The sequence below is a fragment of the Candidatus Chromulinivorax destructor genome (assembly GCF_003366055.1).
Lineage (GTDB): Bacteria > Babelota > Babeliae > Babelales > Chromulinivoraceae > Chromulinivorax > Chromulinivorax destructor.
Genome location: NZ_CP025544.1, coordinates 206,291 through 224,407, shown reverse-complemented (window position 1 = coordinate 224,407; position 18,117 = coordinate 206,291). Strand labels below are relative to the sequence as shown.

Here is an 18,117-nt window from a genome sequence, read left to right as displayed (position 1 = left end):
TAAAAATCTATTTTTAAATTTTAATAGCTTTAAATTTAAACAGTGACGGAGTTTATGCCTATGCTCAAGCTATCGTTAAGACAATGTTATTTTGATGCAATAAAATCAGGACTTAAAACGGTTGAAGGGCGATTAAACAGTCATAAGTTTAAAGATCTAAGACCAGGCATGCAGATAAATTTTAGTTCTATTGATACCCATGAAACAATTATCTGTACGGTTGCCTCAATTCATGTGTATGCAAACTTTAAAGAGATGTTGATTCATGAAGGTCTTGAAAATATGTTACCTGGGGTAACCTCTTTAGATGAGGGTGTTAATCTGTATGAAAACTTTGAAGGCTATCGTGAGGGCGTTAAAAAAGTGGGAGCTTTAGCTATTACAATTCAAAAGAATCTCTAGGTTGAGTGAACCAAATTTTTACTTTAAAGAATTTACCCTACGTTTTTTATGAAAACTCCGGGAATTTGCAGGCCAGTGGGCCTGATGCACTATCTTTTAAACTAAAAAAGCGTAACGTGGCCGCTGCCACCACTGTTTCCGGAGATGAGCGAAGCGATATCGTAGGATTGTACGCAACTTTTAAATTTGGTTCACACAGCCAAGGCTATAACTCTACTTGATATAACTCCAGTTTTTAACAGCTGATTTTAACTTTAATGCCATGATCGATTGCAAATTCATTGAGTAGATCTAATGATAAAGCAAACTTTTTACTACTTTTCAGAATCATAACTTTATCATGCTCTTTAAAGATGATCTGAATTGGTGTTTTGCCCTGTGTTAATTTTTCTTTAATAGATTTTACCGTTGCTATGTCAAAGTCTGCAGGTAAAATTAAGGTAACATTTTCAACATTCGGCCATTTTTCAAAAAACAGATCAATTGGGCATACTTCATTTGCTAATATTTTACACGTTGCCGTGCTCATGGTATCAAGCGCACCTTTAATAATAAAAATTGAATGATCATTCAAAAAAGGTTCAATTTTTGCAAACAAACGTGGAAATACAATAATTTCAGCGCTTGACTGTAAATCATCAACTTGTAAAAATGCCATGCGATCACCTTTTTTTGTGGTGATGATCTTCTTGCTGGTAAGTAAACCACAGATCATAACAATTGGCTCAGTTTGTCCAGGAGGACTATTTTGATACTTTTGTTGAATATCAAGAATTTCTTGTGTATTTAACCAGGCAATAGGATTGCTATAGTTACTTAACGGATGCGAGCTGATATAAAAACCTAAAACTTCTTTTTCTTTTTCTAATTTTTCTTTTTCTGTCCATTCTTTGGTCGGCTGATACTGGTAAAATTCATGCAGATCGTTATCAGTGTCCATGCTAAACATCGACATCTGTCCTGTTTCTTTTCTCTTTTTACGTTCAATTGCATGATCAATAACTTGGGAGAGCTCATTAAATTTTTGAGTTCGCGTTCCTGGTAGGGTATCAAAAGCTCCAGCGCAAATTAAATTCTCAAGAACCCGTTTGTTGGAAGTTCGTAAATCAATTCTCATGCAAAAATCTAATAGGTCTTTAAATGGACCGTCTTTTTCACGTTGTGCAATAATATTATCAAGTGAAACATGCCCAATGTTTTTAATACCTTGTAAACCGAATAATATTTGCCCGTTGACGACGTTAAAATCGATGATTGATTCGTTCACATTTGGTGGCAATATAGCAAGCCCCATGTCGTGAGCTTCTTTTAGATAAAACGACATTTTTTCAGCATTGGTCGATTCAAGTGAAATTAATGATGCTGCAAATTCAGCAGGGTAGTTTGCTTTTAAGTATGCAGTCTGAAAAGCGATCATTGCATAGGCAGCAGAGTGAGATTTGTTAAAACCATAGCCAGCAAAGTATGCCATAAGGTCAAAAAGTTTTTCTGCGCGATCAACTTTAAATGAACGTTCTTTTGCTTTTTGAACAAACAATATTTTTTGTTCAGCCATCACATCAGCTTTTTTCTTACCCATTGCACGACGTAAAATATCTGACTCTCCAAGAGAGTAACCTGCAATCGTCGAAGCAATTTTCATAACCTGTTCTTGGTAGACAATAACCCCGTAGGTCTCTGCAAGGACAGGTTCTAGTTCAGGAAATAGATATTCGATCTTTTGCTTACCATGTTTTCGCAAAATAAAATCGTCGACCATGCCCGAACCCAATGGTCCTGGTCGGTACAACGCTGTTACCGCAATAATATCTTCAAAATTCGATGGCTTTAATTTTCGTAAAACATCTTTTAATCCGCTTGATTCAAGTTGAAATACCCCCGATGTCTTACCGGCTTGGACCAGTTCATAAGTTTTTTTATCATCAAGGGGTAGTAAATCAATATTAAGGTGCACACCATGATTTTTTTTGATTAAATTTACCGCTTTTTTAATCAAAGTTAAGTTTTTAAGTCCTAAAAGATCGATCTTTAAAAAGCCAATCGATTCTAGCTCGGTCATTGCATACTGCGCTACAAGTTCATTGGTTTTTGGTGGAATGTAGACAGGAAGCATCTCTTCGACCGGTAACGGTGTGATCACAATACCTGCAGCATGTTTTGATGCGTGACGAGTGATGCCTTCAAGCCGAAACGCAACGTCAAAAAGATGTTTAATAGCAGGGTTAGAGTTAACCAACTCTTGCAAGCGAGGTTCTAATTCTAAAGCTTCATGGAGCGTAATCTTGAGTTGTTCAGGAATTAACGAGGTGATCATATTAGAATCTTCAAACGACATGCCAAGTACGCGTGCAACGTCCTTAATAACACCTTTTGCCATCATGGTACCAAAAGTGATAATTTGGCATACTTTGTCATGACCGTACTGATCTTTAATATGATTAATAACCGTTTCACGACCTTCTATACAGAAATCGATATCGATATCGGGCATCGAGACTCGCTCAGGATTTAAAAATCGCTCAAAAAGCAGATTGTATTCTAGCGGATCAATGTTGGTAATTTCTAAACACCACGCAACTAACGCACCTGCAGCAGAACCCCGACCAGGCCCCACAGGAATATCTTGTGCACGCGTCCACATAATAAAGTCACTTACAATTAAGAAGTACCCAACAAAACCCATGTTGATAATGAGTTTCATTTCTAAGTGTAATCGCTCAAGATACATCTCTTTTTTTTCAGCGTTGATTCGCTTGTTGGCAATGAGTTTTTCAAGACCTTGTAAGCACAATTCTTGGAAATATTGTACGTCAGTTTTGTTATCAGGAATTTTAAATGCGGGGAAAAACAGTTTATCGGTCACAAATTCAAAGTTGCACATATCAGCAATAACGCCGGTGTTGTAAACAGCCTGTTCTCGACCTTTAAATATTTCAAGCATTTCTGCTTCTGAACGCATATATGCTCGGCAGTCGCCAAACGTAAAACGTGTCGGGTCATCCCATTTTTTACCTGTTTGTAGGGCAAGCATAATCTCGTGCGCTTCATGATCATCAAGTGTTAAGTAGTGACAATCTGTTGCAGCAACAAGCGGAGCTCCGGTGATTGCCGAAAGTTCATACAACTGTTCGTTATAAATTCTTTGTTCATCTTGATCTTCTGGCTGAATTTCTAAGTAGTAGCGATCTTTACCAAAGATTCTTAAATGCCACTCAATCAGCTCAATTGCTTTATCTTTTTGATCAGACTGGAGCAATCGGTTAAGGTTTCCCCCAAGGCAAGCTGAGGTGACGATAAGACCTTCAGAATATTTTTCGAGTTGTTCGTAGTCGATACGAGGTTTAAAATAAAAACCTTGTTGGTATGAAAACGAAATTAATTTACATAAATTTTTGTAACCAGTCTCGTTTTGGACAAGCAAGATGGTATGATAATATTTATTATCAACTGTTTTTGATTCTACATTTTCGGTGATGTATGCTTCCATACCCAAAATAGGTTTAATACCAGCTTTTTTACACAACTGGAAGAATTTTACCGCACCAAAAATATTACCATGATCGGTAATAGCAAGAGCTTTTAAATTTTGCTGTTTGGCATGGTTAACTAATTCTTCTAAATTAATTGCACCATCAAGCAATGAGTATTCCGTATGGACGTGAAGATGTGTAAAATGTTTGGTCATGGATTTAGCAAAAGTAAGGAATTTGTAGATATAGTATAAGTTTACGCCAAATTAAAGAAAAAGTAAGATCTGTCATGCAAGCTTATGTAAGTGATGGTTATCCAGCAACAGTTTTTAATTTTCCAGATTCATGAACAATAGTATATTTATTTTTTACACGAGCTAATGGAATATCTTGTGATACATATTTTTTTAGACCGCACGATACTAAAACCCCAGTTATTGGATCATCAGTTGAGTAGGATGCGCCAACTGGTAGGCGAGTTTGATTCAAAGCTTGTGCTGGTATTGCATCAGGCGTCAGCATAGTTTTTTTAATAGCATCAGGAACCAGTGTTGGTGTGACTTGACCAGCATCTTTGATAACGACAGAAATCGTAATAGGAAAAGGAGTTGTGTTCGTAAGTTGCATGACTGAGGTATCAGCAAGATAAGGATCAATTTTATTTTTACGAGAGAGGCTTGCTGCTTGTAGTCCAAATTGAGCTGTTTTTTGATTATAAACAATATTTTTTGAACCCGTACCCATACTGATTTTTTGTGGTCGTATAGCTGGTTGAATTTCATATCGCACGGTTGATGTAGCTGTTACATGAGTTGTTATTGTTTGATTTGGTTCTACTATCTTTCTTTCGGTTGCTTGCTCATGAGTATCGCTATAGCTTAAAAATATAACAGGAATATTGGTGCTGTTTGTAAAATTTGAAGTGACTTGTGTTGTTGAATACACGAAGGTGTAAGATAAACAGGTCAGGATACAAAACAAATAGAAAATTTTTTTGTGCATGATATATCTTTCAATAAATAAGCAGATACGTACCTTTACGTATCTGCTTATTATGGTAGCAAAATAGTTATTTTAATTGCAATTAATTGATTAAGGAGTTAAGCGAACATCAATATTTTGCCACAGAGGTCCACTACCAGTGTAAGCAGTTAAATTACCAGGATAGACAATTGTTGTTGGAAGAGGAATCCCTCCAACGGTAACTCCATCTTGAACTTGTGCAGAATAATTTATTTCATTCATAATAGCAACATTTCGAATGAATAGTGAGCTTGATAATGTTGCCGTGTCAATAATTCCACAGGTCCCATGGTATGCAACGGTATTATCAGCAATAGAATTTTGAAATGTCCCATCAAGTTTAATACCATATGTTTCTGCAGATGTTGCAGGTGGATTTAATGATGGACCATAAAAATTTGTCGCAACGGTGCAGTTTCCGATAGTGTTATTAACAGTCCCTATAATATTAATTCCTATAACTTGCATACCTGTAACATTCGCACAAGTATTACCAACTATATTACAACTATCTACTTTATTATTACGAGATAAAGATAAAGTAGATGATCTTATTAAAACTCCAGTTACATTTTGAAGGACGGATCGATTGTTATCAATTAGAGAGTTGGTAATGCTCGTACTAATTGTATCAATAAATGCAATACCAAAAACATCTTTGTTAGAATAATTTTGGTTAATTTTAGAATTGGTAATAGCTCCATTAAAAACTTTATTAAATACAATGCCGTAAACATCTTGATTACCAAAGCTGTAGCTGACTGCAACGAAATTGATAATAATTTGTAATACGTTTGTTAGTGATATACCACCAAGATTACCGTAGATTAAAATATTTTCTATAAATATGTTTTGTATAAGACTTTCATGAATATTATAGGTTGTTTGTGCAGTGGCAGCATTAAATTGTGTACTAAAACCATTGCCATAGATTCCATACCCAGAAAAATTGCTGATGGTACCGGTTTGGCCTTTTTCTGTTGAAGATATAATTTTTATGTTTTGAACTCCAGGCATAATCGAAATGCCATGAATAGGTCGATTTACTGCAAAGTTTGATGCTGACTTAGGGTCAAGAGATAGATTGAAACCATTCAGGTCGATGGTAATATTACTTTTTCCAATAATAATAGCTGCAGGGTAATTAACGTAATCAGCTGGAAAAGTATAGGTAGAACCTGGGTTGAAAACAACATTTTCTTCAAATTTTACCACGCTTTGGGTATCAAAAAAATGATTTGATTCATTGATAATTAATGGGCTATTCCATACAACTGATTTTGGTGTTAAAACTGGATTGTTAAGAGTAATAAATGGATTTGGATTAGTTACAGAGGAAGTTTGTGTAAAATGAGTTACAGATTGAGCTGGCGTTTGAGTAGAATTATTTCCAGATTGAGTCAGTGCTTGAGTACTACTTGCCATCGATGCTTGTGGTGATGAAATTTGGTTTAATGAATTTGTATTCATTAAACCACCAAAATTATTTCCATTCAAAGCGCTTGATGCAATTCCAGCAGCACTTATAGCATTTGTTTGGCTTATTAATTGTGCCGCTAGTTGTTGCGGTGTTGGGCTTACTATTTGGTTAAAATTTGCAGATTGACTTGCCATCTGATGAATAATTTGGTTTGGTGCTAAATTTGCAAAATTGTTACCAATTTGATTTGTTACTTGAGCTATGTTTGTCGAATTATTTTGACCATTATTTTGATTGTTATTTTGATTCGTAATTTGATTATTACTTGGTCTATTAATTGGATTAATTGATAATTGTATTGCGCTAGTTCCTGTAACACCTCCTTGAGCTGAAGCACTTTGCGTTGAAGCACTTTGTTGAGCAGCACCTTGTACTAAGCTATTTTGAATAACTGCGTTTTGATTAATAGTGTTTGGGCCATTACCTTGGTTATTGTTAATTTGATTTGCAATAAGATTTTGCAAATTAATTAAATTCATAACGTTAACAAAACCAATATTATTATTATTAATTGCATTAATCTGAGTTATTGCATTTTTACTTGAACCAAAAGGACCATTTTCATGTGTTCCTGTAATGTATACAAGTAAATTTTTGATATCAGTAATTTGAGCTGGTTGCGCCGGACTTGGTGTGTTATTTGGATTAAATACTAATGGTTTAGAAAAATTAACCAAAGGAATTTGTTTTGTTGATGCAACTTGAGTAACACGATATTCATTTGAAAGATCTGAGTTAGTTTCATCTAAAAAATCTAAAGAATTTTCATGCTCTTCTCGTGCATAGACAGGCAAGCTTATAAGTAGTAATAAAGTTAAAATTTTTTTCATAACGCACTCTTTTTTTAGTGATGAAATAGACAATGTCATTACTCTATAAAAAAGCTTGTTATTTTGCAACAGTATAAAAACAACCTGAATTAAAGGTTGTGTGTAATATCAAATTTTAAAAAGTGGTTTACACAGTATTGTCCGGACAGTACTACTTTTTTTAAGCAAAAAAAAGACTTTCTCATAACAAGAAAGTCTTTTTTATTGTTTATATTAACAAAATTTAAATTATATTTTGTCCTTGTTCACGCGCTTTTTCTAATTCAGATTTAATGTCGATTGCAAGACTACTGATGGTGATTTGGGAGCATTTTGCAGCAATGGTATTAATTTCTCGATTTAATTCTTGAATAATAAAATCGATTTTTTTACCTTTTGCTGTTTCAGTTGTTTCAAATTGTGATGCAAGATTGATCAAATGAGAATTAAATCGGACCGTTTCTTCATTAATATCTATTTTTTCAATTTCATATAACAGCGTCGACTTTTTTGCTTCAAGCAAACATTGCTCTTGGCTTTTTTGTTCCTGTTCTGCAGGAAATGCTAAGAGTAAGCTCATAACATGAGTAAGCGCTTCTTTTTTTTCTTTAATAAACTGCATAGAAAGTGTTTGAATTTTTTCAATCTTACTTTGCATGCTCGTTAATTGTTGCTTAATATCATGAGCAAGAAGAGCGCCTTCTTTTTGTTGAGCTTGAATTAACTGAACTGAAAGATCGTACGCAGCCTTGACAATTGCAGCTTCAACTTCTTCATTGAGCTCAACCTCTTCATTTTGCAATGCATTTGGTAATTGCAAAATTTGAGATAACGTAACTTTATCATGAAGATCAAACTTTTTCTGAATTATTTCGATTGCATCTAAATAATTTTGAATAGTATGAATTGATGGAGTTACTGATTCTTGCAAAGCTTCTTGGTTTGTTATTTTTATATGAAGAAAAATATGACCACGGTGTAACTGTTTTTGTAAAACTCTTTGAATTGGTATTTCTAGATTAGATAAAATAGAAGGCAATTTACAGGTCATTTCAAAAAAACGAGAGTTTAATGATTTAATACTCAGCGACAGGATCATTTTGCTATTGTTTGCTAGCGCTATTTCTGCCGTTGATGTTGCAAAACCGGTCATGCTTAAAACCATATATTTTTTCCTTGTCATAACATTGTAATAAGCCTTACGTTGTATCCAAAAATAAAATTGGAATTGAGCATCACTTGTGCATGTGCGATTTTTTATTCGCTTTTTACTATGTTGTTGCTTGTACTTCAACATTTTTGCAGATCAAGTGATAGCTACTCTGTAGGCTGTATTTTTTATTTTTTATTAATTTAAATTTGAGTAAACGTTTTGAACGTCGTCGTTATCTTCTAACGCTTCAAAAAGAGCAAACGCTTTTTCTTCAATTTCTTCAGTTACTTCTAAGTTATTTTTAGCAACCCATTCAAGTTCAGAATGTTCAACTTTAATGCCAAGATTTTTTACGGCTTCAGTTACTTGCTGAATCGATTGCATTGATGTTGTAATCGTAACAAAATTATCTTCAATTTGAAGATCTTGTACATCAAAATCAAGTAATGCTTCAAAGATTTCATCTTCTTTTTTGCCTTGAGCATTCCCGCGAATAACTCCTAATTTTTCAAACATCCAGTTAACTGAACCAGTTTCTGCCAAGTTCCCGTTATGACGTCCAAAAATATGGCGTAAGTCAGCAACTGTACGATTTTTATTATCAGTTAAAGCTTCGATAATTAATGCTGTTCCACCAGGTCCATAACCTTCGTAGGTGATAGCTTCATAGTTGACGCCCGGAAGTTCGCCTGTTCCTTTTTTAACAGCACGGATAATGTTTTCCGCAGGCATGTTTGCTTCTTTAGCTTTTTCTATTAATTGACGCAATTGCGGGTTGTTTTCAGGAATGCCACCAGCTTTAGCACATACGGTGATTTCTTTAATAATTTTGGTAAACGTTTGGCCACGTTTAGCATCTTCTTTAGCTTTTTTATGTTTAATATTTGCCCATTTTGAATGACCAGCCATTGTTATTGCTCCTGCATGGAAAAAAGATCCTCTTGACCTATATACTTCTTCTTTAAATAGGGTATCTTTTTGTACGGAATTTGTCGACCCTTTGGCGTTTTTTCTAAGAAGCCTTGTCGAATTAAATACGGTTCATACACGGTTTCTATCGTTTCTTTATCTTCACCAAGTAATGATGCTAGGGTATCAAGTCCAACGGTACCATTGTGATGCATAATAATTTTACTTAAAAGCAAGTTATCCATTGCTGTCAGCCCATCACTGTCAATACCAAGTGCTTGCATTGCTTTTTCTACAAGATCAATAGAAGCTTTATTATCATTGGTTACTTGGGCAAAGTCTCTGATTCTGCGAAGTAGTTTTTTTGCAACACGAGGAGTGCCTCGTGAACATTTTGCAATAAGTTGTGCAGCTGCAAGATCGATCGTCACTTGCAAGAACTGTGCATTTTGTAAAATAAGTTGCGTGAGTTCTTCCATGGAATAAAAATCAATATGTTCAATAATACCAAATCGGCTGCGTAGTGGTGCAGAAATAGACCCAACTTTGGTGGTTGCGCCAATTAAAGTAAATGGCTGCAAGGGCAGGGTAACGGTTTTTGCACCAGCTCCTTGGCCAATAATTACATCAATTTTAAACTGTTCCATTGCTGAGTACAAAACTTCTTCAATGTTGCTTGGCGTTCTATGAATTTCGTCAATAAACAAAATGTCATGGGGATCAAGGTTAGACAAAATTGCAACTAAGTCACCAGTACGTTCAAGCATGGGACCACTGCAAATTTTAATATCTACTTGCATAACTTGCGCCATGATCTGGCATAAAGTTGTTTTACCAAGTCCAGGAGGTCCAAAAAGCAACATATGATCTAAGGGATCATTTCGCATTTTACATGCAGTGGTGTAGACTTTCAGCTTTTCTTTGAGTTTATCTTGGCCGATGTAGTCATCAAATGAGGAAGGTATAAATTCATACTGTTTTTCATCGCTTGAATCTTGCATGACCAAATTAATTGGGGTTGTCGAGTTGTGAGGAAATTTATTATCCATGTGTGTGCTCAATTTTTATTTTTTAATATATCTAAAGCTTCTATTTTTTCTAATTCAGCTTCTATCTGGGCAATAGTAGGAAGTTTGTTTTCAAATTCTTGTTCAAGTTTTTTCATAATTTCTGTTGCATATTCTGCAACGCCAATAGGTTTATTAATACCGGAAAGTGCATATTCAGCCGTGAAATTCTTTTTTGATTTGCATAGCAGCAGACCAATGGTTGGATTATCATCTTTATCGCGGACTAAAGCATCGACAGCAGAAAGATAAAAATTAAGTTGTCCAACATCACGTGGATTAAAAGCTCGCGCTTTCAGCTCGACAACGATGTAGCATTTTAATTTTGTATGATAAAAAAGAAGGTCGATATAATAATCATCGCCATCGACTTCTAAATGGTATTGTCGTGCAACTAAAGCAAACCCTTTACCAAGTTCAAGTAAAAGTTTTTCTACGTGGCCAATTAAGCCACGTTCAAGATCTTGTTCAATATGATTATCTTCAAGTGTTAAAAAATCAAAAATATACGGATCTTTAAAAGCTTGTTGTGTTATAAGAGCATGAGATTGTGTAAGTGTTTGATTGAAGTTATTTATAGCTTTGCCTTGGCGATTATAAAGATCTTTTTTGATGTGGTCCTCAAGTGCGCTACGACTCCATCCATGCTCTTTTGATTGTTGAGCATACCATAAAGCTTCATTCTCATTTTTTATTTTTATTAAAATAATAGCATTATGTCCCCATGGGATGGTGAGTATCGGTGATTTTTCTAATAGTTCCACAGCTGTGGAACTATTGTACATTGCATAAAATGCTTTCATTCTAAAAAGATTTGTTTTAGAAAATCCTTGATTACCTGGAAACATATTTTGAAGATCTTTTGCTAATAAATCTATAAAATTTGAACCCCATGCATATTGACGCTGTTTTTCTGTTATGATTTTACCAAGCATCCAATTTCGCATATTTAATGCAACATTTATTGCTGTAAATGCTTCAATTTGTGATTGTTGAATATGATGTTTAATATCTTGTAAGGTGACAATGTACTCTTGAGGATCTACCTTTGATATGTCATTAACAATTTTTTTCATAGAGTTGCTTTCGGTATAAAACATATATCAATATGACCAGCTAAGTATAGAATGATTTTATAGATCATGTACATATCGTTGTGAGGTAATGCTATTAATGCATCCTAAGCTTGCAAATCCAATCCATAAATGAGTAATGCCATAGCTGACAAAGGGCAAAGGAATTCCAACGACGGGCAAAAGATCAAGCACCATTCCCATATTAATAATAGTAGAAAATATGATATGCATGATCAGCCCAAGGCAGAGAAGTTGCGGATAGAAGGTGGATATACTGTTTATCATGAGAAAAAGTCTCAAGAAGAGCGCTAAGTATAATAAAATTAAAAACAGTGCTCCGGCAAGACCAATTTCTTCACAGATGACCGAAAAAATAAAATCTGTACGACTTTCAGGTAAAAATGACAATTTGTTTTGGGTTCCTTGCAAATAACCTTTGCCTAAAAAGCCACCAGATCCGACTGCAATTTTAGATTGTTCAATTTGATAACGTTCTTTTTGCATTTGACCATAACCTAGAAAAACTAATACTCGTTTTTTTTGATACGGTTTTAAGCATTCCCATAATATTGGTGTTGATATGACCATGACAATACCAACCGTTATAAAGAATTTTCGTGATAACCCAATAAACCAGAACATGACTAAGCCAGAAAATAGAATGATTAAACATGTTCCAAGGTCTGGTTGTTTTAAAATTAAAACAGCACTGACGAGCATAATTAAAAATGGGATGATAAAAGCTTTTTGTGGAGGTTGTGTTATTTTGTCATCGTTTAAAAAATAGTAGGTTATAAACATAGGAAAGAATAACTTACTCAGTTCTGATGGTTGGAATTTGAACAGCCCGACGTCGATCCATCGTTGAGCACCCATGCCAATGGATCCTTTGATCATGGTTAAAATCAGGATGCCAATGGAAAAATAGTAGAGAAAAAATCCAACTCTGCAGACCGTGCGATAGTCAAGAAGACTGCAGAAAAAATAGATGAGAATTCCAGTGATCAGTCCAAAAAATTGTTTTTTAAAAAAGATAGAAATATCAGCGCAATGTCGATACGTTGCGCTGTATACAAATAATATTCCCATGATTGAAATTGCAAGCACAAGTAAAAAGCTTACCCAATCAAAATATCGAATAAATCGTTTGCTAATAAATAGCATGATAGTTAACTGATCTTTAAGCGTTTAAGAATTTTATTAATAATAATCATTAATGCGCCATCACCCATGACGTTACCTGCAGTTCCAAGTCCATCTTGTAAAATATACAGAGTGGTAATAATGCTAATCATCACATCGTTAAATCCAAGAATACTGATAAGAATTGGATGCATAACAAAAATGCCACCGCCAGGAACACCTGCTGCGGCAAGCATGTTGACACAGAAAAACAAAACAAAAACTGAATATGTTGTAGCGTCTGGCATAACACCAGTAAAAACAAACAATGTTACCAGTGCAAGCATCGGCGTGCTAATTGCATCCCCAAGCAAGTGAATGTTTGCAAGAATTGGTGTTGCCATTGCAGATAAAGCTGAATTGCCAGTATTTTTTTCTGCGCATTGTACCGTAACTGGAATTGTTGCGGTACTGGACATAGTGCCAAAAGCTGTTAAGTAGGAAGGCATTGCAACTTGAATATAATGCACTGCTTTTTTTAGATTGAATTGAGCTGCAATCAGATAGATGCAAAAGATTACGATGAATTGTAAAAGAATAATCAGCGCAAAAGTTTTTCCATACGTTTGAAACAGTTGCATAAAAACACCTTGGTGGTTAATTTCGAGCAAAAATCCTAAAACATACAATGGCAAAATTGGAATAAAAAGTGAGTTGATGATGAGCTCTATAATTGATTTGAGGTTTTTAATTCCAGATTCAATGTTTGGAACAGGATAAAATGAAAGGCCCATTCCACAAATAATAGCTGCAAGCATAGCTTGAAAAGATGATAATAATTTTGGAAGGGTTATAGCAAAAATAGGTTGCATGCTTTCTGTTGTAATCATCTGCGTTGCATCAATTTTTACGGTAAGAAGCGGCAATAATGTTATTCCCGCAAAGTATGAGAAAAATGCTACAACAGCATTTGAAACTAAAACACAGCTGAGTAATATTCCAAGAACAAGCGGGGCATTTTTTTTAAATGATAAAATACCGGTTGTAATAAATGAGAATACAATAAATGGAAGCAAAAAACTTAAACATTCTTTAAATATGACACTGATGCTATAAAAAAAGTTAATGGTAGTTTCATTTAATAAGTTGCCAAATAAGCCAACAAAAAGAAGGATGAGCAATAGTTTAAAGGGCAATGACGTTTTTTGTAGCATAATCAATCCAATCAAGAGTTTGTTAGACTTTTATTTTATAATATAAGGATAAAAGTCTAACGCATCTCTGTTGGAATGTATATTGTTGATTTATTACGAAATTAGTTCTTGATAGATGAATGTCTTACTTGTTTTTAACTCTGTGTTACTGCTGTTCTATACAAATAAATATATCCATCTGGACAAGCATTACAGTAACTTGATACTTTGGGTCAATCTATATTTTTCAATAAGTTTCGTGATCTGCTCATTATTTTGTTTTTATGAGTGAATGGTGATAAAAAAACGTTGTATGTGTTGTGTTTAATTTTTATATATTGATTTCATATTGAGTTTTTTACTACAATGATATTATGAAATGTTATAAAAATTATTAAAAAAAGAATTATATGAATTATATAAAAACAATAAAATTTTTTACTTTGGTATTGCATTTGGCAACATTTGTTGCCTATACAGCACAAGAAATTACTATTCCTAAGATAGATCAGGTAGGCCAAGATGGTCGCAATGCGTTACAACGAGCTATTGCAACAAATCAAAAATCACTTATTCAAGCATTACTTGAAAGAGGTGCAGATGCCAATGTAACAGATGATGATAGCAATACTCCATTGTATATGGCTGCAGAAAAAGGCCAATTAGATGTTGTAAAGTTATTAATTAATCATAATGCATCAGTAGATTTAGAAAATAATGACGGTTTAACGCCATTAAAAATTGCTGTTGAAAAAAATTATGTAGACATTGTTCAAGAGCTTATACATCACCACGCTGATCCTAATATTTGGGACAATGAAAGAAAGACACCTTTGTATGCTGCAGTTGAAAATGAAAATTTAGAGATGGTTAGGTTATTATTAAGTCATCCTGATATTGATATAAATACATCAGAACTTAGTGATGATATTGACACTCCTTTGTTATTAGCAATTAATGAGGGCTTATTAAAAATATTTGAAGAGCTTATTACAAAAGGTGCTGATGTTAATGTCATAAATGGTAATGGGCATAATGCTTTGCTTGCTGCAGTCGAAAATCAAGATTTAGAGATAGTCAAGATTTTGCTTGAAAAAAAAGATATTGCATTAAATATTCAAACGAAAGAAAAACAGGAAACAGCATTGTACATTGCAGTTGAAGATGGGTCTTTTGATATAGCATTAGCTTTGCTTAAAGCTGGAGCTGACATTAATATGCAAAATTATAAAGGGTATACTCCTTTGTATAAAGCTGTTAAAAAAATGAATTTACCAATGGTTATTGCATTGCTATCAAATGAAAATATAGATGTTAATCTAACAACGCGTTCTCATCTAACACCATTGTATAAAGCTGTTAAAAAAAATTATGTAGATATTGCATATCTTTTATTGCAAGCAGGAGCTAACCCAGACATACAAGATAAAAAAAATGGAGCATCGCCAATTCATAGAGCGATTGAAAATCAAAACGAAGATATCCTACAGAATCTAATTGATTTTGAAGCGGATGTTAATTTGCCAGATCAGTATGGATTTACTCCATTACATCGTGCTATTAAATCTAGAAATTTAAAAAATATTAAAATTTTACTCGATGCACAAGCAAATCCAAATGTTCAAAATAAAAAAGGACAAACTCTTTTGCATAAAGCTATTAAAAACGATGATTGGAAAATAGCAAAAGTATTGTTAGCAGGAGGGGCAGATCCTACTATAAAAGATCAAGAAGGTCATATTGCACAAGATTTTGCAAAAACCTCTAAAACAAAAGCTTTATTTAGATAAAAATATGTAGTTTATAGAAAAGTTAAAAAAGCACGGTATGCACCGTGCTTTTTTAATAACAATTTGGTATATATGTGTCTATTATAGGTTGCGTTGAGCAATTAAGATTGCTGCAGTAACGATGGTCAAACAACTAAGTATGATACCGTTATAGCTTTTTTGCTGTTCATAATTTTTTTGCATGTCATGTTTATCTGCAGTTATTTTTTTTAAAATATCATCAATATCAGGCTGAAAAATTTCTAAATTATCAATTGTTGCAAAGGTAGAGTCATAGTTGAAGTTGTGCTTTTTATAAAAGCTATGAAGCGCCTGGAGGTATTTTTCTGAATCAGGTCCTTGCATATAATATGCATGCTTACCTTGATCAAGCTCTATTAAGTACACACTGGTAAAACCAGCTTGTAAAAATGCAACATACAATTGCCACGCTGACCTGATATGGACACGGGTGTCAGTTTTTGCATGAACAATAAAAACTGGAAGATTTTTGTTAGTAATATTTGCAATATTTTCAACCGAGGGTTTGCTGTTTATAACATATGCAGGAAAGAGATAGTTAAAAACATATTCTTGAGTTTTTTTATCTTCTGCAAATTTATATCCAATCGCATGTTGAAATTCATCGACAGCACTGATGATATTTGCTGGTGCTGAATCGATAATTAAAGCCTGAATATTTTCAGGATTTTTTTCTGCAAGATAGGTAATTGCAGCAAAGCCTCCACGAGAAACACCGTAAAGAATGTAGTTTATATCAGGTTTTATCTGTTGTTCTAAGGTAACAATATCTTGGTCATGCCCCATATACATTGCATTTCTATTAACCGGTTTACCAAAAAAATTACACGCCGTGAATATTAAATTATTAAGATTATATCCCTCTGGAATAGCTGCATCCGGAAAATCAAAAGATTTTTTTGGTTCTTGTAAACCATTGGTATATCGATCAGCTTGTTTACTGGTATCGACAATTCCATGACAAAATAAAGTTATTGGTTGGTGAGCACATGCAGCACTGCTTATCATGATAAAGATAATAAACATTCTTAGTGAACGTTGTGTCATGTTTTTAAATTCCTATTTTTGCATTGCTATAATATTTTTATAATATTTGCCACTTTGCTTTAACATTGCATCGTGATTTGCATGATCTGCGTGCAGTTGCCCTGTCGTATCATTGATAATTCTGTTGTGATATAATCCAAAATCAGGGTTATTTTGATTAATATTTCCTTGTTCGTCAATATAACACCACTCATAGTTGTTCATGAGCGTCCAATGCATGTACCCACGAACATTGTACCCATCAGCAATTGCTTGTGATATTGCAGATAGATATGAGTTAAGCAAGAGTTCGCGTTGCTCTTCATTTTTTGGGTTAATACCATTTTCTACGATATAGATTGGCTTACCAAGTTTTGATGCTTGTACAATTGCGTCATACATTCCTTCTTTGTCAATAATTCTGAATGCATCACGAGATGCACATTGCTCATCGCAAGCAGGACCGTTTGGAGTAATACCGGTAAATGCAAGGGGTGAATAGTAGCTGAGAGCGAAAAAATCAAATTTATCTGGCGCATCTGGCAAGTATGCAATATCAACCATTGGCATTAATGATTGAAAATGGCCGTCAGTAAAAGTTCTGAGTAACGTTTGGTTTGACAATCTATCTGCAAACGTTGCAACAAGCTGTTCTAAGGGATTAAAAGAGCTTGCAGCTTTCATCTGAACGATTTGGTGGCAGAGTCCAACTTCTGGCTTTTTGCCAATAGAGTTATTTTTAAATGCATTGTGTAGTATGTCATAGACTGCTATGTGAGCATTGAACATATTGAGCATAACGGTAGTTTCTAACCCTGAATCTTTTAAAAATGGTGGTTGCATGCCAACTTTATAACCTTTTAAAGCATACGCAACTGGTTGACTGATAACAATCCATTGATGAACATAAGCTTGTAATGCTTCATACATTTTTTGGCAGTAGTCAGTAAAGAGTGTAATGTTTTCTGCTTTTGCAAATCCACCTTTATGCATAAACCAAATAGGATCTGAATAATGGTGTAAACAACACATAAGTTGGATATTATTTTTTTGGCAATATTTGGCAATCTCAACGTAGTGATTAATTGCGTCTTGATCAAGAGTTCCTTCAGTTGGTTGTATGCGGCTCCATTCAAAAGAAATTCTGTAGCTCGTGCATCCAAGATGAATTGCTTTGTCAATATCATCTTTCCAATGAGTCCAGCTATTACATGCATGGTTTGGAGCTATCGTATTTTTTTTGCTTTCTATGGTGTCAAGATAGGAACGAGACCAACAGTTATTATGATTTGTTTGTTCGCACTGAGTGCTTGATGTTGAAACTCCCCAGGCAAAATCTGATGGAAAGTTTAATTTTTCTTGAGCAACATTTTTGATTTTGATTGTTGGAGTTACGGGTGCATGTACATAGCTATAGGCTGTATAGGCAGTAGCACCAACAATAGCCGTCATGATGACTGTTTGTGTAGCTGAGTGTCTATCAGAGCTTTGCACTCTTGATTGAGTAATAAGCGCACATAATAAAATCAAAAGAGATTTTTTGAGTGATTGATGCTTCATAATTACCTTTTTATAA

General features: G+C 34.2%; 13 protein-coding genes. 2 read left to right on the top strand and 11 right to left on the bottom strand.

Going from position 1 to position 18,117, the window contains the following annotated elements; genetic code table 11:
• The first annotated feature begins 54 nt into the window (after window positions 1-54).
• Window positions 55-402, top strand: coding sequence for an ASCH domain-containing protein (locus tag C0J27_RS00995; RefSeq protein WP_115585342.1), 348 nt, complete (start codon window positions 55-57; stop codon window positions 400-402).
• 235 nt (window positions 403-637) lie between these two features.
• Here the strand turns inward: C0J27_RS00995 and dnaE are convergent, their stop codons facing one another.
• The 9 genes from dnaE to C0J27_RS00945 form a co-directional block, all read right to left on the bottom strand.
• A complete protein-coding gene (dnaE, locus tag C0J27_RS00985; RefSeq protein WP_115585340.1) occupies window positions 638-4,087 on the bottom strand; it encodes a DNA polymerase III subunit alpha in 3,450 nt (1,149 codons plus the stop codon).
• Between the two features lie 97 nt (window positions 4,088-4,184).
• Entirely contained in the window at window positions 4,185-4,874 is a 690-nt protein-coding gene (locus C0J27_RS00980; protein WP_115585339.1) for a hypothetical protein, read from the bottom strand.
• Window positions 4,875-4,964: 90 nt separating this feature from the next.
• Entirely contained in the window at window positions 4,965-7,205 is a 2,241-nt protein-coding gene (locus C0J27_RS00975; protein WP_115585338.1) for a hypothetical protein, read from the bottom strand.
• A 223-nt stretch (window positions 7,206-7,428) separates the two neighbouring features.
• Entirely contained in the window at window positions 7,429-8,349 is a 921-nt protein-coding gene (locus tag C0J27_RS00970; protein WP_162801706.1) for a YicC family protein, read from the bottom strand.
• 183 nt (window positions 8,350-8,532) lie between these two features.
• Window positions 8,533-9,246, bottom strand: coding sequence for a YebC/PmpR family DNA-binding transcriptional regulator (locus C0J27_RS00965; protein WP_115585336.1), 714 nt, complete (start codon window positions 9,244-9,246; stop codon window positions 8,533-8,535).
• A 2-nt stretch (window positions 9,247-9,248) separates the two neighbouring features.
• Window positions 9,249-10,295: a Holliday junction branch migration DNA helicase RuvB gene (gene ruvB, locus C0J27_RS00960; RefSeq protein WP_252120577.1), complete on the bottom strand. Its 1,047-nt coding sequence runs from the start codon at window positions 10,293-10,295 to the stop codon at window positions 9,249-9,251.
• Window positions 10,296-10,303: 8 nt separating this feature from the next.
• A complete protein-coding gene (locus C0J27_RS00955; protein WP_115586200.1) occupies window positions 10,304-11,389 on the bottom strand; it encodes a PDDEXK nuclease domain-containing protein in 1,086 nt (361 codons plus the stop codon).
• Window positions 11,390-11,446: 57 nt separating this feature from the next.
• Entirely contained in the window at window positions 11,447-12,553 is a 1,107-nt protein-coding gene (rodA, locus tag C0J27_RS00950) for a rod shape-determining protein RodA (protein ID WP_115585335.1), read from the bottom strand.
• A gap of 5 nt (window positions 12,554-12,558) precedes the next feature.
• On the bottom strand, window positions 12,559-13,725 hold the full coding sequence (locus tag C0J27_RS00945) for a cation:dicarboxylate symporter family transporter (RefSeq protein ID WP_115585334.1): 1,167 nt from the start codon (window positions 13,723-13,725) through the stop codon (window positions 12,559-12,561).
• Window positions 13,726-14,114: 389 nt separating this feature from the next.
• Here C0J27_RS00945 and C0J27_RS00940 point away from each other — a divergent pair, with 389 nt between their 5' ends.
• Complete coding sequence (locus tag C0J27_RS00940; protein ID WP_115585333.1) at window positions 14,115-15,494, top strand: ankyrin repeat domain-containing protein; 1,380 nt, start codon at window positions 14,115-14,117, stop codon at window positions 15,492-15,494.
• A gap of 81 nt (window positions 15,495-15,575) precedes the next feature.
• Here C0J27_RS00940 and C0J27_RS00935 read toward each other — a convergent pair whose 3' ends face one another.
• Both C0J27_RS00935 and C0J27_RS00930 read right to left on the bottom strand, forming a co-directional pair.
• Window positions 15,576-16,562 carry an alpha/beta hydrolase family protein gene (locus tag C0J27_RS00935; protein WP_115585332.1) on the bottom strand — a complete coding sequence of 329 codons (987 nt, stop codon included), beginning with the start codon at window positions 16,560-16,562 and terminating at the stop codon, window positions 15,576-15,578.
• Between the two features lie 12 nt (window positions 16,563-16,574).
• Window positions 16,575-18,101, bottom strand: coding sequence for a family 1 glycosylhydrolase (locus tag C0J27_RS00930; RefSeq protein WP_162801705.1), 1,527 nt, complete (start codon window positions 18,099-18,101; stop codon window positions 16,575-16,577).
• Window positions 18,102-18,117 lie beyond the last annotated feature (16 nt).

What these genes read in the sequence shown, in the direction of transcription:
- C0J27_RS00980 (WP_115585339.1), bottom strand. Translation starts at nt 4,874, where the DNA reads ATGCACAAAAAAATTTTCTATTTGTTTTGTATCCTGACCTGTTTATCT.
- C0J27_RS00945 (WP_115585334.1), bottom strand. Translation starts at nt 13,725, where the DNA reads ATGCTACAAAAAACGTCATTGCCCTTTAAACTATTGCTCATCCTTCTT.
- dnaE (WP_115585340.1), bottom strand. Translation starts at nt 4,087, where the DNA reads ATGACCAAACATTTTACACATCTTCACGTCCATACGGAATACTCATTG.
- C0J27_RS00955 (WP_115586200.1), bottom strand. Translation starts at nt 11,389, where the DNA reads ATGAAAAAAATTGTTAATGACATATCAAAGGTAGATCCTCAAGAGTAC.
- C0J27_RS00940 (WP_115585333.1), top strand. Translation starts at nt 14,115, where the DNA reads ATGAATTATATAAAAACAATAAAATTTTTTACTTTGGTATTGCATTTG.
- C0J27_RS00930 (WP_162801705.1), bottom strand. Translation starts at nt 18,101, where the DNA reads ATGAAGCATCAATCACTCAAAAAATCTCTTTTGATTTTATTATGTGCG.
- C0J27_RS00965 (WP_115585336.1), bottom strand. Translation starts at nt 9,246, where the DNA reads ATGGCTGGTCATTCAAAATGGGCAAATATTAAACATAAAAAAGCTAAA.
- C0J27_RS00995 (WP_115585342.1), top strand. Translation starts at nt 55, where the DNA reads ATGCCTATGCTCAAGCTATCGTTAAGACAATGTTATTTTGATGCAATA.
- C0J27_RS00935 (WP_115585332.1), bottom strand. Translation starts at nt 16,562, where the DNA reads ATGACACAACGTTCACTAAGAATGTTTATTATCTTTATCATGATAAGC.
- rodA (WP_115585335.1), bottom strand. Translation starts at nt 12,553, where the DNA reads ATGCTATTTATTAGCAAACGATTTATTCGATATTTTGATTGGGTAAGC.
- ruvB (WP_252120577.1), bottom strand. Translation starts at nt 10,295, where the DNA reads ATGGATAATAAATTTCCTCACAACTCGACAACCCCAATTAATTTGGTC.
- C0J27_RS00975 (WP_115585338.1), bottom strand. Translation starts at nt 7,205, where the DNA reads ATGAAAAAAATTTTAACTTTATTACTACTTATAAGCTTGCCTGTCTAT.
- C0J27_RS00970 (WP_162801706.1), bottom strand. Translation starts at nt 8,349, where the DNA reads ATGGTTTTAAGCATGACCGGTTTTGCAACATCAACGGCAGAAATAGCG.